Source organism: Tenacibaculum sp. Ill, assembly GCF_051938915.1.
In the GTDB taxonomy this organism is placed as follows: Bacteria; Bacteroidota; Bacteroidia; order Flavobacteriales; family Flavobacteriaceae; genus Polaribacter; species Polaribacter larymnensis.
Genome location: NZ_JBPSCW010000002.1, coordinates 1208968 through 1231933, shown reverse-complemented (window position 1 = coordinate 1231933; position 22966 = coordinate 1208968). Strand labels below are relative to the sequence as shown.

General features: G+C 28.3%; 26 protein-coding genes and 1 other RNA gene. 9 read left to right on the top strand and 18 right to left on the bottom strand.

What is annotated here, in order from left to right:
- Positions 1-5: 5 nt before the first annotated feature.
- Genes ACTPNM_RS05890 through ACTPNM_RS05875 form a run of 4 tightly spaced genes read left to right on the top strand, consistent with a single transcriptional unit; the run spans position 6 to position 2819 of the window.
- Positions 6-614, top strand: coding sequence for a hypothetical protein (locus ACTPNM_RS05890; RefSeq protein WP_274639365.1), 609 nt, complete (start codon positions 6-8; stop codon positions 612-614).
- Between the two features lie 32 nt (positions 615-646).
- Positions 647-943 (top strand): winged helix-turn-helix domain-containing protein, encoded by a 297-nt coding sequence (locus ACTPNM_RS05885; RefSeq protein ID WP_047789877.1) that lies wholly within the window; start codon positions 647-649, stop codon positions 941-943.
- Positions 944-1000: 57 nt separating this feature from the next.
- Positions 1001-2386, top strand: coding sequence for a cell envelope integrity protein CreD (gene creD, locus ACTPNM_RS05880; protein ID WP_440120987.1), 1386 nt, complete (start codon positions 1001-1003; stop codon positions 2384-2386).
- 52 nt (positions 2387-2438) lie between these two features.
- Positions 2439-2819, top strand: coding sequence for a DUF2809 domain-containing protein (locus ACTPNM_RS05875; RefSeq protein ID WP_440120986.1), 381 nt, complete (start codon positions 2439-2441; stop codon positions 2817-2819).
- Here ACTPNM_RS05875 and ACTPNM_RS05870 read toward each other — a convergent pair.
- Together ACTPNM_RS05870 and ACTPNM_RS05865 are read right to left on the bottom strand one after the other, a co-directional pair.
- Positions 2799-3014, bottom strand: coding sequence for a DUF3820 family protein (locus ACTPNM_RS05870; protein WP_099215263.1), 216 nt, complete (start codon positions 3012-3014; stop codon positions 2799-2801). The genes ACTPNM_RS05875 and ACTPNM_RS05870 overlap by 21 nt on opposite strands.
- Before the next feature lie 41 nt (positions 3015-3055).
- On the bottom strand, positions 3056-4264 hold the full coding sequence (locus ACTPNM_RS05865) for an NAD(P)-dependent oxidoreductase (RefSeq protein WP_440120985.1): 1209 nt from the start codon (positions 4262-4264) through the stop codon (positions 3056-3058).
- A 229-nt stretch (positions 4265-4493) separates the two neighbouring features.
- On the opposite strand from ACTPNM_RS05865, the gene ssrA reads away from it, so the two are divergent.
- Positions 4494-4888, top strand: a transfer-messenger RNA (tmRNA) gene (ssrA, locus tag ACTPNM_RS05860).
- Between the two features lie 89 nt (positions 4889-4977).
- Here ssrA and ACTPNM_RS05855 read toward each other — a convergent pair.
- Complete coding sequence (locus tag ACTPNM_RS05855; RefSeq protein ID WP_440120984.1) at positions 4978-5748, bottom strand: helix-turn-helix domain-containing protein; 771 nt, start codon at positions 5746-5748, stop codon at positions 4978-4980.
- A 133-nt stretch (positions 5749-5881) separates the two neighbouring features.
- Here ACTPNM_RS05855 and ACTPNM_RS05850 point away from each other — a divergent pair, with 133 nt between their 5' ends.
- Positions 5882-6070, top strand: coding sequence for a hypothetical protein (locus ACTPNM_RS05850; RefSeq protein WP_440120983.1), 189 nt, complete (start codon positions 5882-5884; stop codon positions 6068-6070).
- Between the two features lie 670 nt (positions 6071-6740).
- On the opposite strand, the gene ACTPNM_RS05845 is transcribed toward ACTPNM_RS05850, so the two are convergent.
- From ACTPNM_RS05845 to ACTPNM_RS05830, 4 genes are all read right to left on the bottom strand, one after another.
- A complete protein-coding gene (locus ACTPNM_RS05845) occupies positions 6741-7166 on the bottom strand; it encodes a hypothetical protein (RefSeq protein ID WP_440120982.1) in 426 nt (141 codons plus the stop codon).
- Positions 7167-8459, bottom strand: a complete 1293-nt coding sequence (locus ACTPNM_RS05840) for a hypothetical protein (protein WP_440120981.1) — start codon at positions 8457-8459, stop codon at positions 7167-7169.
- Between the two features lie 6 nt (positions 8460-8465).
- Positions 8466-9236, bottom strand: a complete 771-nt coding sequence (gene tssD / locus ACTPNM_RS05835) for a type VI secretion system tube protein TssD (protein WP_274639344.1) — start codon at positions 9234-9236, stop codon at positions 8466-8468.
- A 406-nt stretch (positions 9237-9642) separates the two neighbouring features.
- The gene (locus ACTPNM_RS05830) at positions 9643-10395 is read right to left on the bottom strand and encodes a hypothetical protein (RefSeq protein WP_440120980.1); all 753 of its coding nucleotides are present in this window, start codon (positions 10393-10395) and stop codon (positions 9643-9645) included.
- Between the two features lie 87 nt (positions 10396-10482).
- Between ACTPNM_RS05830 and ACTPNM_RS05825 the strand changes: the two genes are divergently transcribed.
- Positions 10483-10734, top strand: coding sequence for a helix-turn-helix domain-containing protein (locus ACTPNM_RS05825; RefSeq protein WP_415269117.1), 252 nt, complete (start codon positions 10483-10485; stop codon positions 10732-10734).
- A gap of 86 nt (positions 10735-10820) precedes the next feature.
- On the opposite strand, the gene ACTPNM_RS05820 is transcribed toward ACTPNM_RS05825, so the two are convergent.
- The 9 genes from ACTPNM_RS05820 to ACTPNM_RS05780 all read right to left on the bottom strand — a co-directional run bounded on the left by ACTPNM_RS05820 (position 10821) and on the right by ACTPNM_RS05780 (position 19902).
- Positions 10821-11174, bottom strand: a complete 354-nt coding sequence (locus tag ACTPNM_RS05820; RefSeq protein ID WP_274639341.1) for a DUF7222 domain-containing protein — start codon at positions 11172-11174, stop codon at positions 10821-10823.
- A gap of 356 nt (positions 11175-11530) precedes the next feature.
- On the bottom strand, positions 11531-12046 hold the full coding sequence (locus tag ACTPNM_RS05815) for a lecithin retinol acyltransferase family protein (protein WP_415269118.1): 516 nt from the start codon (positions 12044-12046) through the stop codon (positions 11531-11533).
- 84 nt (positions 12047-12130) lie between these two features.
- A complete protein-coding gene (locus tag ACTPNM_RS05810) occupies positions 12131-12952 on the bottom strand; it encodes a hypothetical protein (protein ID WP_440120979.1) in 822 nt (273 codons plus the stop codon).
- 51 nt (positions 12953-13003) lie between these two features.
- On the bottom strand, positions 13004-14812 hold the full coding sequence (locus ACTPNM_RS05805; protein ID WP_415269120.1) for a UvrD-helicase domain-containing protein: 1809 nt from the start codon (positions 14810-14812) through the stop codon (positions 13004-13006).
- Position 14813: 1 nt separating this feature from the next.
- Entirely contained in the window at positions 14814-16955 is a 2142-nt protein-coding gene (locus ACTPNM_RS05800; RefSeq protein ID WP_415269121.1) for an ATP-dependent nuclease, read from the bottom strand.
- Positions 16956-16979: 24 nt separating this feature from the next.
- On the bottom strand, positions 16980-17636 hold the full coding sequence (locus ACTPNM_RS05795) for an SLATT domain-containing protein (protein WP_415269122.1): 657 nt from the start codon (positions 17634-17636) through the stop codon (positions 16980-16982).
- 522 nt (positions 17637-18158) lie between these two features.
- Positions 18159-18329, bottom strand: a complete 171-nt coding sequence (locus ACTPNM_RS05790) for a hypothetical protein (RefSeq protein ID WP_440120978.1) — start codon at positions 18327-18329, stop codon at positions 18159-18161.
- 26 nt (positions 18330-18355) lie between these two features.
- A complete protein-coding gene (locus ACTPNM_RS05785) occupies positions 18356-18502 on the bottom strand; it encodes a hypothetical protein (RefSeq protein ID WP_415269124.1) in 147 nt (48 codons plus the stop codon).
- A gap of 125 nt (positions 18503-18627) precedes the next feature.
- The gene (locus ACTPNM_RS05780) at positions 18628-19902 is read right to left on the bottom strand and encodes a phage integrase SAM-like domain-containing protein (RefSeq protein WP_415269125.1); all 1275 of its coding nucleotides are present in this window, start codon (positions 19900-19902) and stop codon (positions 18628-18630) included.
- Between the two features lie 330 nt (positions 19903-20232).
- Here ACTPNM_RS05780 and ACTPNM_RS05775 point away from each other — a divergent pair, with 330 nt between their 5' ends.
- Positions 20233-20760 (top strand): hypothetical protein, encoded by a 528-nt coding sequence (locus tag ACTPNM_RS05775; protein ID WP_440120977.1) that lies wholly within the window; start codon positions 20233-20235, stop codon positions 20758-20760.
- A gap of 79 nt (positions 20761-20839) precedes the next feature.
- Here ACTPNM_RS05775 and rpsU read toward each other — a convergent pair whose 3' ends face one another.
- Positions 20840-21028 (bottom strand): 30S ribosomal protein S21, encoded by a 189-nt coding sequence (gene rpsU, locus ACTPNM_RS05770; protein ID WP_115900369.1) that lies wholly within the window; start codon positions 21026-21028, stop codon positions 20840-20842.
- 304 nt (positions 21029-21332) lie between these two features.
- Positions 21333-22409, bottom strand: a complete 1077-nt coding sequence (gene prfA, locus ACTPNM_RS05765; protein ID WP_274639327.1) for a peptide chain release factor 1 — start codon at positions 22407-22409, stop codon at positions 21333-21335.
- Between the two features lie 78 nt (positions 22410-22487).
- On the opposite strand from prfA, the gene ACTPNM_RS05760 reads away from it, so the two are divergent.
- Positions 22488-22919, top strand: coding sequence for a hypothetical protein (locus tag ACTPNM_RS05760; RefSeq protein WP_440120976.1), 432 nt, complete (start codon positions 22488-22490; stop codon positions 22917-22919).
- Positions 22920-22966: the final 47 nt, after the last annotated feature.

Below are 22966 nucleotides of genomic sequence, written 5' to 3'. Positions count from 1 at the left end.
TAAAGATGAGTTCAGAAGATTATTTAAAAGACATATCAGAAATTAAAAACCTAATGAATAAATCATCTAGATTTATATCATTAAGTGGTTTATCGGGTGTTTTAGCAGGTATATATGCACTAATTGGTGCAGCTTATGCATACTGGTTGGTTAGCAACAATTCTAATGGTTATTTGATGCTAGATGGAAAAATTTTCCAAATAGTCATCTTTGATTTATTGTTGGTTGGCTTTTTAAGTATTGCTACAGCTATCTTTTTAACCACAAGAAAAGCTAAAAAGAATGGAGAAAAAATTTGGGATGCCACCACTAGAAGGTTACTATTAAATTTCCTTATCCCTCTGGTTTCTGGTGCAATCTATATCATTATCATACTAGGACATCAAAAATATGGACAAACAGGTGCATTAATGTTACTTTTTTATGGTTTAGCATTGATTAATGCTTCTAAATATACTGTAGGAGATATTAAGTATTTAGGCTATACTGAAGTTGTTTTAGGACTTATTGCTGCAATGTTACCCGGTTATGGCTTTTGGTTTTGGGTTATAGGGTTTGGAATCATGCATATTGTTTACGGTACACTTATGTATTTTAAACACGATAGAAAATAAGAACTATTTTCGTACTTTAAAATTTATCTTTTTTGAAAAACATTATTCTAAATATAAATAAAGCTTTTGATCATAGAATTAGACTGGGAATTATGTCTGTTCTTATGGTAAATGAATATGCTGAATTTACTACCCTAAAAGAATTATTAGGTGCTACGGATGGTAATTTAGCAAGCCATACCAAAGCCTTAGAAAAAGTTGAATTTATTAGGATAGAAAAACAATTTATTGGTAGAAAACCCAATACTAGATACTACGCTACAGAGCTTGGTAAACAAGAATTTAAAAAACATATTGACGCTTTAGAAAAACTGATTAAAAATAAATAACACTAATTTTTTTACTATTTAACTTTGAATTTCAAAGTTCTTTTAAAATAATAAACTATGGAAACATCAAACAAACAAAATGGAAAGTTCGGAAAGTGGGTAAAAACATCAATCACAGCTAGGATGTTAATGATTGGATTTTTAATTCTCATCCTTTTAATTCCTTTATCCTTTATTAAAAGCTTAATTGTTGAGCGAATGAATCGACAGCAAGAAGTTGTACAAGAAATCAATCAAAAATGGGGTAAAGAGGTATTGTTATATGGTCCTATTTTAAAAGTTCCGTACAAAACATATAAAGAGAAATTTGTTAGAAATCAAAAAACAAAAGAAACTCAAACCGAGATTGAAGAAAAAATAAAGTATGCTTACTTTTTTCCGAAGAAATTAAATATCAAATCTTCTATAAATCCTGAAGAGAAAAAACGTGGTATTTATAAAACAGCGGTGTATAATAGTAAGATAGATATCGATGGAAGTTTTACGAAGCCTGATTTTAGTGAAAAAGATATTAATGAAGAAGATATACTTTGGAACAAAGCTCGATTAATTATAAAAACTTCTAATTTAAAAGGAGTTAACAACTTAGTTGAAATAAAATTGCATAAAAACACCTATGCTTTTACTTCTAAATATGAAGATGATGCTAGAAATGAAAAAGCATACTACAACTATTTAAACCTTCATAAATTAGAAAGTAAATTTTTAAATGAAGAAGACCTTCCTAAAAAATCAGATACAAACTTTAGTTTATCTCTAAGCATTAATGGAAGTAAACAAATTCGTTTTATTCCTATTGGAAAAGAAACATCTGTTCATATAAACTCTGACTGGAAAACTGCTAATTTTATTGGTGAATATCTTCCCTTTAACTCTGACAAAATCTCTGATAATGGTTTTGATGCTAAATGGAAAATACTAGATATCAACAGACCATTTTCTCAACAATCTTTTAATGGAATTCCAAACTTAAAAGACTATGCTTTTGGTGTAAACTTTATGATTCCTGTAGACGAATATCAAAAAAGTGAACGATCGGCTAAATATGGATTCTTGGTTATTGGACTTACCTTTTTAATCTTCTTTTTAATTCAAACAATGAGTAAAATATCCATTCATCCATTTCAATATTTAATGATTGGTGTTGCCTTAACTATGTTTTATACATTACTGATATCAATTTCTGAACATAGTAGCTTCTTAAAGGCATATTTAATTGCTTCTATAGCAGTAGTGCTATTGATTACGTTGTATTCTAAATCCATTTTAAAAAGTATTAAATTTCCATTATTTGTTGGAGCTTCTCTTACCACATTATACGCCTTTATTTTTGTAATTATTCAGCTAGAAAATTATGCTTTATTAGTAGGTAGTGTAGGGTTATTTATAATTCTAGCCTCAGTAATGTATGCCTCAAGAAAAATAGATTGGCAAAACGATTAATTAATAAGCAAACTATCGTATTGTATGGTAGTTTGCTTTTACATAAACAACTATGAAATTTAATTTGAAAAACTTTCTTGCTTTTGCATTTTTTTTACTACTGGAAATTGCAATAGCTCAAACTTCAGGTTTTATAAGACATACTTTTGGTGACTTCTTAGTAGTTATTTTACTCTTTTATTTAGTAAAAACTTTCTTTAACCTCTCTAATAAAACCGTAGCAGTTTCAGTCCTAATTTTTGCTTATATCGTAGAATTTTTACAATTAACTCCTCTTTTAGAATTTCTCGGTTTAGAAAATAACCGATTGGCTATAATTATATTTGGTGCTACTTTTAGTATTGGTGATTTAATAGCTTATACATTGGGAATTGGTACTATTCTACTTTTAGAAAAAATTTTAACTCATAAATTACCTTCTAATCTTTCGTAAGATGTCTTCTAGTCCGTTTAACTTTAATTCATAAACCAACTCTAGCATCGTACCTAACTTACCTTTAGGAAAACCTTTATTTTTATACCAAACAATATAATATTCAGGAATTTCAATTAAATACGTTCCTTTATATTTACCAAAAGGCATTCTCATGTTTGCAGTATCAATTAAAAATTGTTTGTCTGGTATCATATTTAAATAAAAAATCCCGCCGAAGCGGGAGTTAATGAGTGTTATTCTTTTCCGTCTACGTAATCCTGCAAATATGCATAACGTTCGGTTAATTTACCAGTATTAGTTGTCATTTTTGATCGAGCTAAAATTCCATCTTTATCATTGTTATAAAATGCAGGAATTACATGCTCTAAAAACATTTCTCCAAAACCTTCACTAGCATCTTTTGGTAATTCACAAGGTAAATTATCTACAGCCATTACTGTGATTGCTTTTTCATCTTTATAGTCAATTTCTGATTCCGCTTCTGGGTTGTAACCATAAATAGGATCTGCAATTGTAGAAGCTCTTAATGTTGATGCCACAGGTCCATCAATATCACATGAAATATCAGCTACATACTTTATTCTAAACTCAGGATGTTTAGTATCTTCACGTGTATACAAATATGGAGCTCCGTCACCATAAAAATGTCCCGCTATAAAGAAATCAGTTTGTTTAGCATACGCCATAAAATTACTTTCGTACCCAGTTGGATCTTTATAAAACTCAAACTTATCTCCTACTTTACCATCTTTACGTTTTGCATATTCCATTACATCTGCTATACAATATACTGGCTCAGTAAACTCACTTGTTAAATACAAAGCATCACTTACTTGTTTAATTTTTAGATGGTCTAATATTTCTTGAGCCCCTTTAGCTACTTTTCCCGTTCCTGTAAGTAATATTTTGATGTTTGGTAAGCTTATTTTATCTAATTCAGCTTTTACCGCATCTAAATCAGCTAAGGTTTCTACTTTAGGTAAATTGAATAAACTTTCACGTAAGCCCAAAGCTCTAAAACCATTATATGCACCTACTAAACCTGCATAACGACCAAAACCAATTAAACGAGCTCCGTTTTCTTTTATAATAGTTTCATGATCGAACATTTCAATATTTTTTTCTAACATAGCTTTTAACAACTTACGATTGTATGGTTGCTTTTTTATAGTATGACTAAAGAAAAAGTATTTCTTATTAGGTATTAAATTGTCTACAGGTACTTCTTTTACTCCTAATAACACATCACAATCAGAAACATCATTTGTTACTTCAAAACCTGCTTTTGCGTAAGCCTCATCAGAAAAAACTCGGATATCTGAACTTTCTACCACTATTTCTGCTTGAGGAAACTGTTGTTTAAACTCTTGCAGTTTTTCTGGAGAAAATACAACTCTTCTATCAGGTGGATTTTTACGCTCTTTTATAATTCCGAATTTCATAATTGATTTTGTATTAAAATTAAACAATTTTACATATAATGTTATAGTTTATAACAATTGCAGCGAAAATACTCGTTTTAAAATGATTGTACAAGTAGTATTTTTTTATATTTGCATTCTCTTGTTTAAGCAGTATATCTTTATAGTACTGCCAAACTAAATTGCATAGAATTACAAAGATTATCTGGTATATTTTTTGCAGAGATATTTATAGCATCTTTGACATATTGGGGACGACTGGTTTTGACAGCGAGATTAGTGAAAATGTAAGCATACCGAGGAGTGAAATGATAACTCGTTAAACTTATTTCAAACATTTAAACGGCGAAGATAACTACGCTTTAGCTGCATAATCTGAATTAACAGTAAGATTTGCCTCGGCGCACAAGGTGCGCAAGCTAAATGTCCACGAAAAGCCTTGGTTTACGGCGTTTCATTTTTGGGCATCGTAAAAGTAAACATAGAGAACTTAGGGCTTCGATAGGTTTTCGAAACTAAAGAAGATAAGTTAAGATTGGGCAGTTTTTGGTCAGGTCTTAATCGAAAATTAAACAAAAACTAAGTATGTAGAAAGCCTTTGAGCTACTTGTTTGGACCCGAGTTCGATTCTCGGCGTCTCCACAATCAAAAACCTCAACTAACTAAAAAACAGTTAATTGAGGTTTTTTTATTTATTTTTTAGTCAGTATTTAGTCAGCTTTATAAAATAAATACTACTTCAATTCTTCAAGTAACTCTAATATTTCGTTTTTCTTATAGTATACCCTACCTCCTATTCCGTATGATTTAATCATTCCTTTCTTTGTCCAATTATTTAATGTTGGTAAAGATATATTAAGAAAGTCTTTTGCTTCATTTCGAGTTAATAAATCTTTATCTATAATAGGTTGAATATTTTTAACAACCTCAACTTTTTCTTTACTTGAAGATTTATCTTGTATTAAAAAATCATTCTCTTTCTTTACTTTTAGTGCTTCTTCTGTAATCTCAATAAAATTCCTTGCTCTTTCTGAAATTCCAGAACTTGAGCCCTTCATTAAGAACTCTACAATAACATTCCTAACTATTTCAATAATTTTGATATCATCATAAGCAAAAATCGCATGAATCGAACTAGGATTAAAAATTTCATCATTATTATTTTCGTAAGTTCTTACTATATACTGTAAATATGCGCTTTGTCTAATTATCAATTCTTTATTCTTAATTTTTTTTGTTTTTTCACCATAAAATATAATGTTATCAATAACTGAATCATGAGGAACAAAAGAAAAAAGATGCGACATACCTAAAGCCTTACCAATCTCATATAACAAATCACAATATATATGGCTAAAATACACCGTCCATATTGTTTTCGAATTCTTATATTCTAATAAATCAACATAGACTCTACACCATCCTTCTTCCTCTTCAGCAGAAAACTTATTCTCCTTAAAAATTATACTGTTTATTGATTTAATATTACTTTTACTAGACTTCATTTGTTTTATAAATATACAAACAAAAGTAACGTATTTTTCAAGCACTATAACTCACTATTTTTACTTATAAGAGAGCTAATAAAAAGAATTAAAGTAGTTGAATATTCAACTACTTTAATTCTTTCTACAAACCTTGATTATACTAAAAGCTAAACAACTAATTCCTGCTCCTATTGCCATAGGAACTGTTAAAGGAATTCCTACCGCAATCGCTAAACCGAATCCAACTGATGCGCCAGACGCACTAACCATTGCGATAACTGCACTTGCTTTATTTTTTTCTTCATTCATATTTGGTGATATATTATTAAGTTACAACTAAGGTCTTTCCTAAACTAATTAGACCTAAAAAGTCAAACAAAACTTCCATACAAAATGAAACGAAAAAAGTTTTTCAAAATTCAGACGTAGTTCATATAAAATCAAAATAATTGGCTTTCTCTAGTTTAGAATATTATTGTTCTCTAATTTGTAAACTCTATCACAAAAGGATCATTTTAATGTTTCAAAGGTTAATTTTTTTATTACAAAAGTTGTCATAGTGTTCTTTTACTTATAATAATAAAAATACAGAGTGACAACTTTTGCAGTCTTTTATAGAAGGTGTTTTTACGCTTTCTAAGCTGTTTTAAAACCTTCTAACAAGATATGGTGAATCACTTATCAAAACCTCTTAAAACATCCAAAAAAACAACTTTAAGAAGGTGATTGAAGAGGCTTTTACGTAAAAAAACACAAAGTAATAAAGTATAAATTATAGATTTGATTTACTTAAACCATCTATTCTCAAAACTACGGATGGATTGATAAGCTTCTCCACTTGTCTATCTATATACTTTTTCATTAACTATGTTTTCTTCAAGCAATAAGCACAACTAGTAATAAGCTAGAGTACATTATAATTATTCTTTCCCTCTAAAGTCTTTATAAATACACTTTTAGACCTATAACAAAGTATTACATTACTATTTATTTTTGAATTTGAATCATGATTAATCAATAGGTCTATTTTTATTTAATAGTTTAATATATTCATCATACGAAAGTCCATTTATAGAATCTTGCTTCAATTTAATAAGTATAGGTATCTTTAAACTATCGAACATTATTTTTTTAGAGATACATCCTTTATTTACAGCATATATGTATGATTTTTCATCAACTTTATTAGATTTAAAATCGTAAAAAGTAAAATTTCCATCAAAATCAGAACCTGCGTAAATTTTGGTAGAATCATTATAATACAACAATAAAATTGCTGAAGTATACTCCTTTGGTTGTGGAACAGGAAGTATCTTACCTGATAATAATTTTATCTTGCTGTTTTGTTGTTTCTCTGTAGTTGATACAACCTTGGTTGGAGCTACTTTATTAGAACAAGAAAATAAGAATAAAATAATATATATATACCTTTTCATTTAATTAGAATAATATTTTTTTACTTCTTTAAACATAACATTCCATTGCCACTTATAAAAACTTTTTGCATCATTATAATAATCCATAAAATTATCTGTCTTACTTTGCGTAAATTTATAAGGATTGTTATCTCCTATTGAAAAATTATCTTCAAGAATTTTAATATTCGTTGTTAATATACGTATATTGTTGTTTACCGTTTTTCTACCCTCTTCACTTAATTTTTTATTTAAATATTCCTCTTGCTTCTTTAATTGTTCCTTGTAGCTTTTAACTTTATTTACCTTGCTCTCTGTTCTATCATATTTTTTATCTTCAATAAAAGAATGTGTAAGCCCTAATGCATGACCAATCTCATGTGTAAAATCAGAAATATTACCTGCATTAACATACATAAACACATAACTCCAATCAAGAGGTATTACTCTTGAATCACCCGCTTGATTCCTTTCATGATTTTTTGCTATTAGAAAAACAGAAATACCTTTTTCGAAATTTATATTATCTTCAAATCTTTTTATTATTCTGTCTTTTCCTTTTTTAGACAAATTTGTTCCACTATAATCATCTTCGTCAAAATCATCTAAAGAAATAATAGGAGCATTATTTAAATTATTCGTTAAAACTGGCTTAATAAAAGCCTGATTAAAAGACCTCTTTTGAAGAAATTCTTCAAGACTATTTATTCTATTACCAAACAATTCTTTTAACTTTTCAATATGTCTGCTTTCAGAAACTAAAACAATATTTATCGGTAAACTCAATACTTCATCATTCTTAACTACATTGATAGCACCTACCTTTTCATCATTCTTATCTAACAGGTCAATCATTACATCACTACTTAAAGGCGAATTACAAATAATTTTTATTTGCTTACTCTCAGCTTCATTTACTTTTATTTGTTCAGGTTCAAAACGTATACCATCTTTTGATGGGAGTTTAATTATATCAACATCTATTGCCTCTCCTTCTAATATCTCAACTTCTAATTTAAGTTTTACATTTTCTTGCAGAGGAAACATACTTAACCAAGTTACAAAGTAATCTTTATCATGAATTTTAGTTGGAGTATATTCTTTTTTTAACTTTTCGTAATCTTTACATATAGTTTGATAATCATCTCTCATCCAATCAAAACCAAATTCTCCTTTGTAATTGTCTAACCTTCTTAAATTTGCTGTGAACTTTAATGCTGGTCTTACTTTTGGAAAAGTAATTTCCATTGTATTTCCTTTACCACTATCAAAAGAAGCTATTCCTTTATACGTTCTTTCCTTTTCTTTAGTCATTTTTATTTACTTTTCTTCAGTAGCTATTAATTCTAATTTTGTTTGTTTTCCTGTGATTGAAACTCTTTTCAAAATATCGTTTTCTAATACTTTATCTTGGTATTTATAATTTAGGCTATCGTCTTTTAAATCAATGGTTACTGTTTCTCCCTCTGCATTTTCTGTTTCTATAACTAAGATAACTTTTTCATTTATCTCAATATCATCCTGTTGTATTCGTTCTCCGTTCTTATTCTCAAAAAAATACCTTTTAAATCTTGGCATAACATCTTCTTTCGCTTTATAAGGAGTATCTTTTATAGGAGGTATAAAACTCTCTTGCCAAGGTTTTATATAACGAGTACGGCTTTTTCTTCTCCAATCGGTACTGTTTTTAAAAAAACGATAATCTTGCATCGCAGGCGATATGGTTAACGTAACATACATGCCTTCTTGATTATTAAAGACCTCATGATAGTTTATAAGTGTACCATCTTGAAAATTATATTGGAATAATTCTACTCCATCAAAATCGTCTTCATAAAAAACCACTTTCCCATCTCTTAATAAATATAAGTTAGCAGGGTAATCTATTTTTTTATTTTCTGCTCTGTCGGCAATACCCCATTCGATAAAGGTATCATCATACATTTGAGATTCGTAAGTAACTGTAAAAGTTCCTCCCATTAAAGCTGAGGTTGGTTTACCATTCCAATCAGTGAGTCGGATATAATTTAAACTGGTAGAAATTAATTCTCTTTCTTCTCCACATACAAAGAGTTTGGCTTTTATATTCATAGATATTTTTTGTGTAGTGCAATTTTTTATGACCTTAAATATATAAAAACATTATCAGACCTCAAACGGATCATTTTAAAGTTTCAAAGGTTAATTTTTTTATTACAAAAGTTGTCATAGTGTTCTTTTACTTATAATAATAAAAATACAGAGTGACAGATTTTGCAAAACAATTTTAAAGAATTTGAATTAACTCACTAAATAAAAAAATGACCCTTTTCGGATCATTTTAAGATTTTCAAAAGGTTATTTTTTTTATTACAAAAGTTGTCATAGTGTTCTTTTACTTATAATAATAAAAATACAGAGTGACAACTTTTGCAAATAATTAGAGAACTTAAAACTTACATTCTCAACTGTTAATTTAAATGATTTTGCTTTAGCTTATTCATTATACTCATCTAAACTAATTGCTTTTAAAAACATTATTAATATCCAAAAGGTTATCAGTTGTATATTGAATATTTTTAAGATTATCTTCAAGCATTCCGCATTTATTTATTGCTTCTATTTTTGCGTTCTTTACATCATCTCCAATACCAAAATTACACCAGACACTTGTAAATTCAGTAATTCTATTTTTTCTGTGTTTTTTTGAATTGAGTTGAGGATAATATATAAAACTATCATTACAGCTCATATTACGTAACATTATTACATCTTGTTTAGTTTTAACAACCCATTTATTCAATTTTGAATCCCAAAAATTATATTTAGTATCTCCATTGAGTTGAGATTTAACTAAAAAACCTTCTAGTTCAATGTTATCAATAACTTTTCCATTAGATTTAAGTTTAAAAAGAGTTTTAATACGATAAGAACTTACTACAACATATTTATCAAAACCTATATCCCCTTTAGTAACATACATTTTCTTAGAAGTATACATATTTTCCTGACCAATAATGGTTTTAACAACCTCTAGCTTGTAAGAAATCCCATTTTCATCTGTTACAGAAGAGTTATTCATGTAATAGCGAAGCTTTTCCAACTTCTTTTCCTCTTGTTTTTTCTTTGCTAATTCTTTTTCCTTTTCAGCTTGAATAACCTTCTCTGTTGAGTTATCATTTTCGGAGTTCTCCTTAGGGGTTTCTTCTTTAGTTGTTGTTCCACACGACACTAGAAAAGCAATCATAATACTTGCTAAATATTTTTTCATAAGATTTTATTTTAATTCGGTCAAATATACAAAAATGCAGTTATTTAAGGTTACAAAATATCATTTATCATATTGGACATTTACAATATGATAGAGTTATCAGAAAAAAAATTAGAGGCATTAAAATCTGAGATACCAATAAAAATTGGTAACCGTGTTAAAGAAATTAGAAAACAAAAAGGCTTAACCCAGACACAACTTGCTGAATTAGTAGGAAAAGATAGACAATACCTATATAAAATAGAGAAAGCTGTAGTTACACCTAACGTAGTAACAATATCAGCATTAGCAATAGCTATGGAAGTTCCCCTAAAGGAGTTCTTCAATATTGAAATTTAAATGTCTTTTTATTTAGCTTATGAGCAAACAAATAAACACCTACAATTATTGTAAGTGCTTATTATTTCTAATACATTGAATCTCGTTCAATATTCTGAAAATGATATAATCTCTCCCATCATATTCTCCCAAGCAAACCAAGAAAGCCAATTAAAATATTGCGTTTCATCATGTGGGCTAGGTTTATTTTTTATCTTCCCACAATTTACTTCAAATTCATCTAAAATTTGCAAAATGGATAAATGATATCTTTTTGCAAAGGATACAGTATCACTATAATAAATTAAGCCAGGAATAGAACCATTATTTGCAGAATAATAATCATCAGGGTTATTTATTAATAAAGACCACTCAACATTTCCTTGTTCTAAAAGTTTTATATGGAAATAAGGGAAGGAACTGAAGTTTTCTAAAAAATTTTTCTTTTTAAATTTAGACATACTTTTCGATTTCTTATAAGGCTAATCATCTATAAATAAGACCTTAGGAAATTGAAAAGAGTTTTATCACACTTACCATCTTCTGAGTTATTTGCTGTAACTAATACTTGTAACAATCTAGATATTATTCCCTTTACTATATTTTAAACTGAAGGGATAGTAACTACCCGTAATTTTTTACACCTTTTTAACTTTTTCTATCAATGACTTGTTTTTTTTCAGGAGGACTATTTCAATGAACTTTCGTTAAACTACGAACTAAAGTAATTCTTTGGATATTTATACTCTAATTGTTTCACAAATAAAAACACAACCTTATGAAAAAGATTATGTTTTTATTTTTCCTCTTTTTAATTCTATTCTTTTTTTGATAAATTTTTTAAAATTAACCCTAAGGTTAGTAATCCCAAACCTTTGAATACATTTTTATTATTATTTGAAACTAATCCAGCAATTGTTACCCCTGTGCCTAAAACAGCTGATATATTACCTGCCTTATTAACTTGTCCACTTATTTCCTTGCCATAGTGAACCCAATTTTTAAAATGCTCGCAATTATTTCCTAAAAGATTATAGGCTTCATCTCCTATTTTGAGCCAAGCTCTTTCTATTGCACTTCTTCTTTGGTGTGTTGTTCCTTCAAATCTTTCTATTTTTTTAGGAACATAAGTTTTTAATTGATTTACAATTTCTTTTTCAGGTATTATTTGAACACCTTTAGTGAAATTTGCTACAAACTCAGGGCTTCCTGACTGTGGATTATCTCCTAAATAAATAGCATAATGATCTACCATACCCATGAATTTTTTTCTTAAAACGATAGCATCGGCTGGTCGTAATTGGTTTTGTTTAACAAATTGACTTAATATCATATATAAAATTTTTCTTCAAAAATAGATTAAAGACACAAGCGTCTCCTAATGACCTTCACAAAGGTCTAGTAAAAGTCAAAACTCTTATTCAACCCAATTCTTTACTTTCCTCAACAATTGGTTATTTAACTCTTCATTTTTTTTAATTCTAGCTTTATCATATTTAACCTTACCATTGAATAAAAAATTATTTTCATGGTCAACTACAAAGTTTTTAATAGGTGTAAAATGCCCTCTTTTAATTTTAGTTTTTAAATATTTTTTCTGAAACAAATAATCAATAAATACTACTAAAAAGTCTTTGTGCTGAACATTAAATTTTATTTTGACAGGATTACTGGTAAAAAGTTTTTTAAAATCTTTTACTGAGTCAATCATTTTTTCACTTTTTAAATTACCTATTACTTCGTGAAAAACATTAGGATCAGCTAACCATTCATAATATGATGTTTGCCCTACTGATTTTTCACCAGAAACCTCGAGAAAATCATAAATATGTTCAAGATTAAGAAGACTTTTCAATTCATAAAAATCATAATTTTCTAATTCACAAACTGTTTTTAATTGATTGTTTATCTCTTTTATATCAAACTTATCAATTTTATTCTTTTTAAATTGATCTTTAATTAAATAAACACCTATATCAGAAATAAGACATTTTAAAAACATCTTATCTTCTAAATTATCAATATTAATTATTTTTTTATTTACGGAACTAAGAAAAACTCCAGCCAAGTGTGTTATAACCTTAACAGGTTTTTCTTTTTTCTCTTCTAATATGGATGTACTTTTTTGAATAATTTCATAAAGCTGATATTTTTTAAGAGACTCTACAGCAAGTTTAATATCATTAGAATAGATCTCTTCTAAAATTTGCTCTATTGGGGACAATGTATCTACCTTCATTAATAGTAATAAGTTGAAATATTATTTATGTCTAAAAAACTAAGTACCTTTCTAAAAATCTAAATTATCATATTTATAGTGGTAATTCGATAAATGTGGAGTTGGTATTTTCCCTTCAGGCGCATAATATTCATGTATAGCTCTATTTTTTTCTGAAATCAAATGTAAATTTTTTCTTGCTCTAGAAGCTAAGACATAGAGAAGTTTTTTTGAATTCAAATCTCCATTATCATCATTGAAGTGAGGAATATAATCATCAAGAAGAGCAAAACCAATCATTGTATCGTATTCTTCTCCTTTTACTCCATGGATAGTAGAAACTGTAATTCCTTCTCTTTGCTTAAAAACTTTTCTAAAATTTTCAATTTCTCCTATAAATTCATTTCCTTCTTTCTCTAACTTTCTAATTCTTTTCTCAGAGCTTTGAAAAAAAGAAGTATGATGCTCTAATAGTGAAGGATATCTATTTATATCGATTGATAGATAAGTACATATTTTATAAAAGAACTTCTCTAAGTAAACTAACCCTTGTTGCTCTTCAACCTCTATTGAATTACAAATTTTTAAAAGTTGTTTACTAGTTAAATTAGAAACATCTACTCCAGATGATTCTAAGCTATTTATAATCTCCTTACTCCATCTTAATCTTCTCATATACATATAAGGAGAAGGCTCTGTTAAAACTATTCTAGATAATTTATACCAGAAATTTTCTATATCTCTAGAAAATGGTGCCATTCCTGGACCATCAAAACTATAATCGGGCATTTTTATCATTAACTGTCTTGTAATAGCCGCTAAATGAATCCACTGAGGGGCAACTATACAAATTTCATTTGGAGAGATATTTTCTTCAACAACATTATATTTAATTAACTTGACTAATTCATCAATTAGATTCTTGACAGTAATACTTGAATTAAAAGTTATCTTACTAGGATAATCTTTATAAGATCCACTTGGGTTAATTTCACTATCAAATGTTCTGTAATTATCAAAGTAATCAATAATTTTAGATGAAGAGCGATAATTATTTGTTAGACTTCTTTGACTTAATTTAAACCCCAATAACTTCTCTAGATCTTCTTTTTCCATAGGATACCCACCTAATGAATCATAAATGGATTGGTTAGGGTCACCTACAATCAATGCTTTAGTAACTCCCTTGTTAGATTTAAGTATAGTAGAAATTATATGATATTGAATTTCTTTTGTGTCTTGATATTCATCGATTAATATAAATGGAAAAAGTTTACATAAAATATTAGATATAATAGGTTTAGTTTTTAATATTTGATAACTAAAGAAGAGTATTTGTTCAAAATCAATTTGATTGTTTTTTTCTAAAATAGAAAAGTACTCTGGCATTATTTTAAAAAGAGATTCATGTTTCTTACTATCTAAACAGGTTAAATAAAACTTATCAGGTTTAGCTAGCAAACCACAATCCCAATAAGTGATTTCTTCTTTTTTATATGGTTTACATAACTCTGTTAGAATTTCCTCAGATTCATATGAGTTAATAACTCTAAATCCATTTTTTAATCGATCAGAGTATAAATGATAAGGCTTTAAAATCCATTCCATACAAAAGGAATGTATAGTTCCAATCCATAATTGACTAGTATCAACACCTAACAATTCAACTCTATCTTTTATTTCATCCGCTGCATTATTAGTGTAGGTTATTGCTATAATAAATTCTTTATTCGACTTTAATCTCGTTAACTCATAAGCTATTTTATAAGTTAACGTTCTTGTTTTTCCACTTCCGGGGCAAGCAATTAATAAAATACTTTCATCATCAAGAACCGCTTGCTCTTGTTCTTCATTTAAGTCTCCTTTATCCCAAATAAACATTTTATTTTACCTTATTTAGAAAAGTTAATACTTGATCATCAGGTATTACAGCTTTAACTTCTATAATTACATCATTAATTGATGCATCACTCCCTCTATATCTAACAAGAATTTCCTCTAAAGAATTAAAGTCAAGTTTATCGTTGTCTTCAGAATATTTAGATATTCTATATTCAATTATATTCGCAATTACATTATTCGGATATGATTTTTTGGCAAATAATATTGCATCAACGATATACTCTGGAATTATAGTTTTATAAGAAACATATTTTCCTAACATTATAGCAAACCATCCTTTACCTTCTTGCTTTGCCATCGTTAAAATTCTTTTTCCAAAAATAGATACATCAGTATTTTTCAACTCTTTTTTAGATTTTTTTATGGTATTTTTATCAGAATAAACATCATCAACTATTGCGCATACTTCTTCTTCGTTATCTTCATATAAAAAATCTACTTCAAAGGTATATTCTGCATAAAAAGTTTTAATCCAATCATTATCTTTTTCAAATTCATCGAGAATTTTCTTTCTCTCTAAACCACTTTTTTGAGATTTCTCTACTTTTTTCTTATACTTTACTAAAGATTTACTGTCTCCATCATTTATGGTCGTGTCACAAATAGCCTTATCTAAATCTGTTAGTATACTACATTTTCTTCTGATCCTATTATCATGAAATAATTGGGCTACATTTTTAAAACCAGTACTTCTAATATTTATAAGACTAATCCCTAATTCATCAAGACTTACTCCATATACTTCCTTTATCATTTGTGGAATTAATATTTCTTCTGCATCTCCTTCAACTAGAATTACACCTTTAGCAAATAATAAATTGGTTCTTATTGCGTCTAAGTACCTTTGAATTTGATTTATTTCTTTTGGAGATAGACCTTTAGATGGCTGATAGACTTCAGCAAAGTTTAATTTTTTAGCAAGAATATTAATATTATCTACATTACTAACTTCAGAAATTTGAGTTGAATGTGTAGAATAAATAATTTGAGTATCTCCATAGTCTAATTTATCAAATAATGTTTTTTGAATGTGATTATGAATATGAGCTTCTGGCTCCTCTATTATTAAAAAATTAGCAAACGTATCTTTTGATTTTTGATATTTAAACTCTAATAATTTAAGTGTTAAAAAAATCAAATTAGCTCCCCCTAAGCTAAGCTCGTGTATTCCTCCCTCATACTCTTCATTGGGTTCTCCGATATATAATTTCAATGATTGAAGTAATTTATCCGCTTCACTAGGTAAATTAGATTTGATAGACAAAGAAGAAGGAGAGTAAGTTAAGCCAACTGCATCTTGAATAGTACTTTTTATATCTCTTCTTATGTTTTGTACATCATTCAACTCTTCAATCTCTTTATTTAAACTCTCAACCAACTCACTAATTGGTTTATAATCTTCATCTTTTATTTCTCCACTTTTATTTTTTAAGAGGGTTAATAAAGGGTTAGTTCTGTTATTATGAAAATCGCTTACCACATCTCTCAACGCTTGTATAAAAGTAAATGACACTTCTTTTGATATAGAAAGTTGATGAGGTATTTTTGTTCCAAATTTTGAAGAATCTATTTTCGCAGGAAAAACAACATTATCAAAATCTCCTACTAATTCCTTATAAACTTCTGGATCATTAAAGTCAGCAGTACTTTTACCCGTAAAAAAAGTTTCATAATTTTCTTCTATTGATATTTCATCTAGTATTCTATTTAAACCTGCTTTATCACCTCTTTCTAATTCAGAAAGGCTTTGTCTAATATCTGCTTTAGGTCTAAAAAATAAATTATAAGAAGCATTTTTCACATAATCTTCTTCGGCTATTCCTGCTCCATGAATAAATAATGATTGAATAGCTTCTTCATTAGTTAAATCTGAAAATTCTATACTTATAATTATCCAATGTCCTTTCCACGAATCACCAGATAATGTTCTATTAAAATCATTTTCTTTTAATTTATAGGAGTAATGTAAAGAAGTATCTTCAAGGAGTAATCTAATAGCTTTGAAAACATTCGTTTTCCCTGATCCATTTTCACCTATGATAGTATTAATTCCTTTATTGAATAAAAATTTTGCGTTGGAAAAATTCTTATAATTAATAAGACTTACTTTAGAAATATACATTTATATGATTTATTTAAAATATTTTTATTTTGAAGTAAATATGATTAGAGAAACTATCATAATTGGTGTGCCTGCAATCATCAATAAATACCACCCATAAATATTCCAATATAATTTCCTTTTTATTTTCGTTATTTCTTTATCTGTGAATTCCTCCCTGAAATAATCTAAATTTTTAATTCTAAATGTATCATAATCGATATCATCATGATTACTATATTTATTTAAAATAAGCTGGTACTCTCTATTTATTTCAGTACAAAAATCTTCTATTTCTTTTTCGCCTTTCTCCTTTTTTAAAGTCTTGAAAGTCCTTAATCTATTATAGATTTTAGACAATTCAAGACCACAATTATGATGGTTAGAAGCTCTAAGTTTATAATCTTGATTATTTTCATGCATGCTAACTACCAGTAATAATATAGATAAAGCGGTAACCAAGTAGTTAATTATATTATGATCTGAATTTTGATTAATATTATAAACAGAAATTAAACTAGCAATGATTAAGTATGCAGACAAAAATGAAATACTGATATTCGACCATTTTGATTTTTTCTTGAACCTACTATCGGCGCTAAACCTTGTCCCTTTTGTGCTCCAAATTTTATGATTTAACTCTTCTAAAAATGTTTTATCTAAATACTCTTTGGATTTAATTCTTTTCTTTTTTCCTTCCATGTATTTTACTTATAAAAGTTCAATTTGATTTAATTTCCCTTAAAACCACAAACACTAAAAACTTAGTTAACAAACAGATAAACAACCTAGAAATACTATCATTTAATTCCTTTAAATATATTAGATTTACCATTTTTTTCATTACGGAAAACCACAACTCCACATACACTTATTTTAAAAAGTAAAAGTGATCAAGGAGGTGCTATGGATAAGTTTACTCTTATAAGAATCTATATTTATAATTCTTGAGTAATTTGAAAACAATAGTAGTTTTTTTCATGTTTAGCAGTTTACAGTTCACCAACTGTAAACTTATACTATTTCAAATAAATAAAAAAATGGGATATCCGTAATTCAAAATGTGTTTTTCCGCAAAAAGAAGAGCTTATTCATGTTTTAATTTATTGGATGCAAACTCTCAATAACCTCCTGTAGATTTTCAAGGTTATCTTAAACATAACGTTCAGTAGAAGAAATACAACGATGTCCCACCATATATTGAACTTCTCTAATATTATGATGTTACAACCAATGAGTAATAACAGAAGCTCTAATCTGTTTGGTTTTTTTTAAATTATGATTGATTCTTCTATGCTTTTTAAACAACCAATACGTTATCATTTTAAATCGATCACCACAAGGAAAGCCTTTATCGACTTTACTTCTAATATCTTCATAAATCAGTAAACCCATGTTATCATACTCTTATGGGATAACTCTTACGATAAGCTCTTACTTATTCTATCTAATCCTAAATTGAGAAATTTCATATAATTATTCCATACACCAAACTGATCAGCAAACATACTTAATGTTAAATTATACATAGAAATAGAACCTATACTGTACCTGTTCCTAAAAGTCATTTTAAGCGCTTTTAAGCGACTTTACATGGTTTTAGGTAATTATACTTAAAAAAGAAAACAAAACCCTTAAATAAATAGATTTTAACTATTGATCACCAAAGTAAAATAAATTACACCTATCTTTATTAAATTTCTTCCGACCAAATTTTAGCTAATTGCACTCCGTAGTCAATAGGCTTCTTCCCTATATAACTCAAAAACATTTTTTCTGTTCCATGAGCTGTAATATTCATTAATAGAGGGGTAGGATATTTCTTTTGCGCATAGAAGTTAGTCGCAAATGACCTCCTACAGATATGAGAGGAAACTAATTTGTACTTCGAAAATTTTCCTTCTTCTAGCCTTCCTGTCTCTTCATTTCTAAGCTTTCCCTCTATTAAATAAGTTAACTTAGCTTCTTTGCAAACTAGTTTAAGATATCTATTAAACAAAGCTGAATTACTACTTTCATTATTACTAAATACAGGAGGAAAATTACCCTCACGAGCATCTAAAATAGCTTTCACTTTCTTATGAACAGGTATCTGAACAATTTTACCTGTTTTCTTTTGAGTTAACACTATGAATTCAAACCCATGATGCTCTTCTATCATGGATTTATTCATCCTCATTAAATCAGAAACTCTTTGACCAGTAAAACAACCAATAACTAACCAATCTCTAGCAACAGATAAAGCATCTTCTTTAAACTTTACTTTCTGAATCTCTTCGATTTCTTCAAAGGTCAATGTTACTTTGTAAGATTTTGAAGTAAAACCTTTAAAATGTATTAATTGTGAACTTACTTCAATATTATTCTTTTGAGCATCTGTACAAATCGTTTTAACCTCCTTCAAATACCTACCTATTGTTCCTTCCGATAATTTCTCTTCTTCATCTAAGAAATCTATAAAATCTTCCCTAAATCTTAAATCAACATCTTTTACTCTAAACTTTATTTTCTTCTTTTCTTGAAACTTAATCAACTTATTAAGAATTGTAGTTCTCTTCTTTATAGTAGATTCCGAAACTCCTTTCTTACCGTCTTTATTAGCATTATATTTAAGCCTCTCAATATATTGCTCGGTATAAGCAATTAAATAATCTATTTCCTTTATCTCTGACTTCCCTAAAAATTTAGCGATTGATTCTTGCAACCATAAAGAAGTCACCTCTACTCCTTTTGTATTACTCGTGTTAAGCTCTTTTTCTATATAAACCTCTAAATTCTTAAGGTCTACTTTTAAGTTCTTATTAAAAGGATTGTTCGTCTTTGGATATCCTGTTGCTTTACTCCATTCTTTAGAATCAATAAAATATCCTGTCTTTCTCTTGAAAGAAATACTCTTACTCAGAGACAATCTTAAATAGATTTGAGAATTATTAGATTTCCCCTGTAGAATAAACTTAATCTTTGCCATATCATTTTTAAACAAAGATAAGAATATTTAGTCAGCATTTAGTCAGCCAATCATTTATTCTATTTTATCTTATTTAATAAATAAGTAAACAAAAAGCACCAAAAACCCCGTATTTATTAGTGTTAATGTTTTTCAATAATAAAATAGAATTAAATAAAACAAAGTATTGTAGTCTCGGCGTCTCCACAAAACAACCCTGCAAATACAGTATTTGCAGGGTTTTTTGTTTTTACTTATGGTTTTAGTAATGTAACAGGTTTTATTTTATATTTACCTTACAAAAGTTACAATTAACTTTTTTACTATAATAAATTGTTATAACCAAAAATCATGCATACAAAAATTGACGAAGAACTACGCCAGTATAAACTTTATAAAATTCAGGAAACCGAATCTAAGTTAAGGCGTTTTAAAAAGGTTTATGAAAAAATTAAAGAACACGTATTTATTAAACTTTCTAAAAACATCTCTTCAAACATAATTAAGTTTTCAGTTTATATAATAGGAGTATCATTTTTATTAATTGGCTTAGTTTCTTTTTTTCCTAATGAAATTTTTAACTTTTTAGAATCTAACGGAAATTTATTTTCTTCAAAAGAAAAAGAAGGTTTTACTATTTTAATTAATATTAGCAAGTACTTCTTTTTAAGTCTTTCCGTCTTATTTAGTTTTGTTGGTTATTTACTAAAACTAAATAATCAAAAACGTAGTTATATTTATGATTTATCTATACTTTTAGAAGAAGTTATGGATTATATGGAGAACTCAGCTACAGAAGATAAAAAGAAATATGAGTATTTTGTTGATAGTATTGCTGAGAAAGATAAAATCATCAGAAAAGCACAGAATCAACAATAAGTTTCAAAAAAATAATTATCCTACAAACAAAAAGCGCAACCAAGTTGGTTGCGCTTTTGTATTTTATATAGCTATACTACTATTCTTCTTTAAATAACTGCTCTTTATAAGCTGCTTTTTGAACTTGTGCTCTTCTTGTTACTGAAGGCTTAGTGTATTGCTTTCTTTCTCTTAACTCTTGTAAAACTTTTACATTTCTAAATTTACGCTTGTAACGCTTTAAGGCTCTATCGATATTTTCACCTTCTTTTACAACTATTCTTAACATACTATAAGGTTTTATTGTTTGACATACTTTAAGTCATATAAATTACAGCACAATACTAAACATAGTATAAACTATGCTATGATTTATATGATATTTATTTTAGATTAAAAATTCTATTGAAAACGCTTTGTAAAGCAACTGAAGACTATGGAATCTGATGGTTACAGAAAATAGTATAAAGACTTGTAGATTTTCTCCTAAAAGGACAGAACATTAATACGGCGCAAAGGTATGTTTTATTTATCGGCTCTACAAGGATTTGAGACATTAAAAAAGGCGCTACTAAAATAGTAACGCCTTTTAATTAAATAGTTTCTCCTAGTTCTTTTAACTTAGAAGTATTTTCTGCGAGCATTAACTCGTCTATAATTTTTTGAATATCTCCATTTACAATATTAGATAAATCATATAAGGTTAATCCAATTCTGTGATCTGTTACACGTCCTTGTGGATAGTTATACGTTCTAATCTTTGCAGAACGGTCTCCTGAGGTTACCATCGAACCACGTTTAGCTGCATCAGCTTCTTGTTTTTTAGCCAACTCTAAATCGTATAAACGAGAGCGTAATACTTTAAATGCCTTCTCTTTGTTTTTATGCTGTGATTTTTGATCTTGACATTGTGCTACTAATCCTGTAGGAATATGCGTTAAACGTACTGCTGAATACGTAGTGTTTACTGACTGTCCCCCTGGCCCTGACGAACAGAAATAATCAATACGTACATCTTTTGGATTAATCTCTACATCAAATTCTTCTGCTTCTGGGAATACCATACAAGTTGCTGCTGATGTATGTACACGTCCTTGTGTTTCTGTTTGTGGTACACGCTGCACACGGTGTACACCCGCTTCAAACTTTAACGTTCCGTATACATCTTCTCCTGTGACTTCAAACTGAATTTCTTTAAATCCACCGTTAGTTCCTTCAGAAAAATCTACTGTAGATACTTTCCATCCTTTGCTTTCGCAATATTTGGTGTACATACGGTATAAGTCTCCTGCAAAAATACTTGCCTCGTCTCCTCCTGTTCCAGCACGTAATTCAACAACCGCATTTTTAGCATCTTCAGGGTCTTTTGGAATTAGTAAAAACTTAATCTCTTCTTCCAATTCAGGAATACGAGTTTTTGCTTCGTCCATTTCCATTTTCGCCATTTCAACCATTTCTGCATCCGATCCATCAGCAATGATTTCCTTAGCTTCTTCTATATTATTTAATAAAGTTTTGTACTCGTCTGCTTTTTTTACAACCTTTCCTAAATCTTTATATTCTTTGTTTAATTGTACATAACGTTTCTGATCAGAAATAACATCTGGTTGGATGATTAAGTCTGAAACCTCATCGTAACGTTGTTTAACTATCTGTAATTTATCTAGCATAGTATCTTTTCTTGGGGTGCGAATTTACGATTTTTTATCGAATTTTATTCATATCTTTAGTTCATTAAGGCTTTTGTTATGCGAATTTTAATCTTATTTTTTACTTGTGCACTACTTTTTTCTTGTCAGCAAGAAAAGAAAATCACAAAACCTACTTGGTTGTTTGGTAAATGGGAACGTGTTTATAACGAAACTGATAAAGGGACTTTCGAGTTTTGGGAAAATGATTTTTCTGGAATTGGTTTTTCCTTACAAAAAAACGATACTGTATTTAAAGAGATTTTACACATTATTACTAAAAACGATTCATTGTTTTTACAAGTAACCGGTGTAAATGAAAATCCTACTTTATTTGCCTTTACACAACAAACAGATACTTCTTTTACTGCGGAAAATAAACTGAATGAATTCCCTACTTCTATTCATTACTGGAAAGAGAATGGTCAACTAAAAGCTACTGTAGCTAACGATGAGTTTTCTATTGATTTTGTTTTTAATAAAATGAAATAAAAAAATCCTCAGATTTCTCTGAGGATTCTATATTACTTTTATCTTGT

What these genes read in the sequence shown, in the direction of transcription:
- ACTPNM_RS05890 (WP_274639365.1), top strand. Translation starts at nt 6, where the DNA reads ATGAGTTCAGAAGATTATTTAAAAGACATATCAGAAATTAAAAACCTA.
- creD (WP_440120987.1), top strand. Translation starts at nt 1,001, where the DNA reads ATGGAAACATCAAACAAACAAAATGGAAAGTTCGGAAAGTGGGTAAAA.
- ACTPNM_RS05875 (WP_440120986.1), top strand. Translation starts at nt 2,439, where the DNA reads ATGAAATTTAATTTGAAAAACTTTCTTGCTTTTGCATTTTTTTTACTA.
- ACTPNM_RS05870 (WP_099215263.1), bottom strand. Translation starts at nt 3,014, where the DNA reads ATGATACCAGACAAACAATTTTTAATTGATACTGCAAACATGAGAATG.
- ACTPNM_RS05865 (WP_440120985.1), bottom strand. Translation starts at nt 4,264, where the DNA reads ATGAAATTCGGAATTATAAAAGAGCGTAAAAATCCACCTGATAGAAGA.
- ACTPNM_RS05855 (WP_440120984.1), bottom strand. Translation starts at nt 5,748, where the DNA reads ATGAAGTCTAGTAAAAGTAATATTAAATCAATAAACAGTATAATTTTT.
- ACTPNM_RS05845 (WP_440120982.1), bottom strand. Translation starts at nt 7,166, where the DNA reads ATGAAAAGGTATATATATATTATTTTATTCTTATTTTCTTGTTCTAAT.
- ACTPNM_RS05840 (WP_440120981.1), bottom strand. Translation starts at nt 8,459, where the DNA reads ATGACTAAAGAAAAGGAAAGAACGTATAAAGGAATAGCTTCTTTTGAT.
- tssD (WP_274639344.1), bottom strand. Translation starts at nt 9,236, where the DNA reads ATGAATATAAAAGCCAAACTCTTTGTATGTGGAGAAGAAAGAGAATTA.
- ACTPNM_RS05830 (WP_440120980.1), bottom strand. Translation starts at nt 10,395, where the DNA reads ATGAAAAAATATTTAGCAAGTATTATGATTGCTTTTCTAGTGTCGTGT.
- ACTPNM_RS05825 (WP_415269117.1), top strand. Translation starts at nt 10,483, where the DNA reads ATGATAGAGTTATCAGAAAAAAAATTAGAGGCATTAAAATCTGAGATA.
- ACTPNM_RS05820 (WP_274639341.1), bottom strand. Translation starts at nt 11,174, where the DNA reads ATGTCTAAATTTAAAAAGAAAAATTTTTTAGAAAACTTCAGTTCCTTC.
- ACTPNM_RS05815 (WP_415269118.1), bottom strand. Translation starts at nt 12,046, where the DNA reads ATGATATTAAGTCAATTTGTTAAACAAAACCAATTACGACCAGCCGAT.
- ACTPNM_RS05810 (WP_440120979.1), bottom strand. Translation starts at nt 12,952, where the DNA reads ATGAAGGTAGATACATTGTCCCCAATAGAGCAAATTTTAGAAGAGATC.
- ACTPNM_RS05805 (WP_415269120.1), bottom strand. Translation starts at nt 14,812, where the DNA reads ATGTTTATTTGGGATAAAGGAGACTTAAATGAAGAACAAGAGCAAGCG.
- ACTPNM_RS05800 (WP_415269121.1), bottom strand. Translation starts at nt 16,955, where the DNA reads ATGTATATTTCTAAAGTAAGTCTTATTAATTATAAGAATTTTTCCAAC.
- ACTPNM_RS05795 (WP_415269122.1), bottom strand. Translation starts at nt 17,636, where the DNA reads ATGGAAGGAAAAAAGAAAAGAATTAAATCCAAAGAGTATTTAGATAAA.
- ACTPNM_RS05790 (WP_440120978.1), bottom strand. Translation starts at nt 18,329, where the DNA reads ATGGGTTTACTGATTTATGAAGATATTAGAAGTAAAGTCGATAAAGGC.
- ACTPNM_RS05785 (WP_415269124.1), bottom strand. Translation starts at nt 18,502, where the DNA reads ATGACTTTTAGGAACAGGTACAGTATAGGTTCTATTTCTATGTATAAT.
- ACTPNM_RS05780 (WP_415269125.1), bottom strand. Translation starts at nt 19,902, where the DNA reads ATGGCAAAGATTAAGTTTATTCTACAGGGGAAATCTAATAATTCTCAA.
- ACTPNM_RS05775 (WP_440120977.1), top strand. Translation starts at nt 20,233, where the DNA reads ATGCATACAAAAATTGACGAAGAACTACGCCAGTATAAACTTTATAAA.
- rpsU (WP_115900369.1), bottom strand. Translation starts at nt 21,028, where the DNA reads ATGTTAAGAATAGTTGTAAAAGAAGGTGAAAATATCGATAGAGCCTTA.
- prfA (WP_274639327.1), bottom strand. Translation starts at nt 22,409, where the DNA reads ATGCTAGATAAATTACAGATAGTTAAACAACGTTACGATGAGGTTTCA.
- ACTPNM_RS05760 (WP_440120976.1), top strand. Translation starts at nt 22,488, where the DNA reads ATGCGAATTTTAATCTTATTTTTTACTTGTGCACTACTTTTTTCTTGT.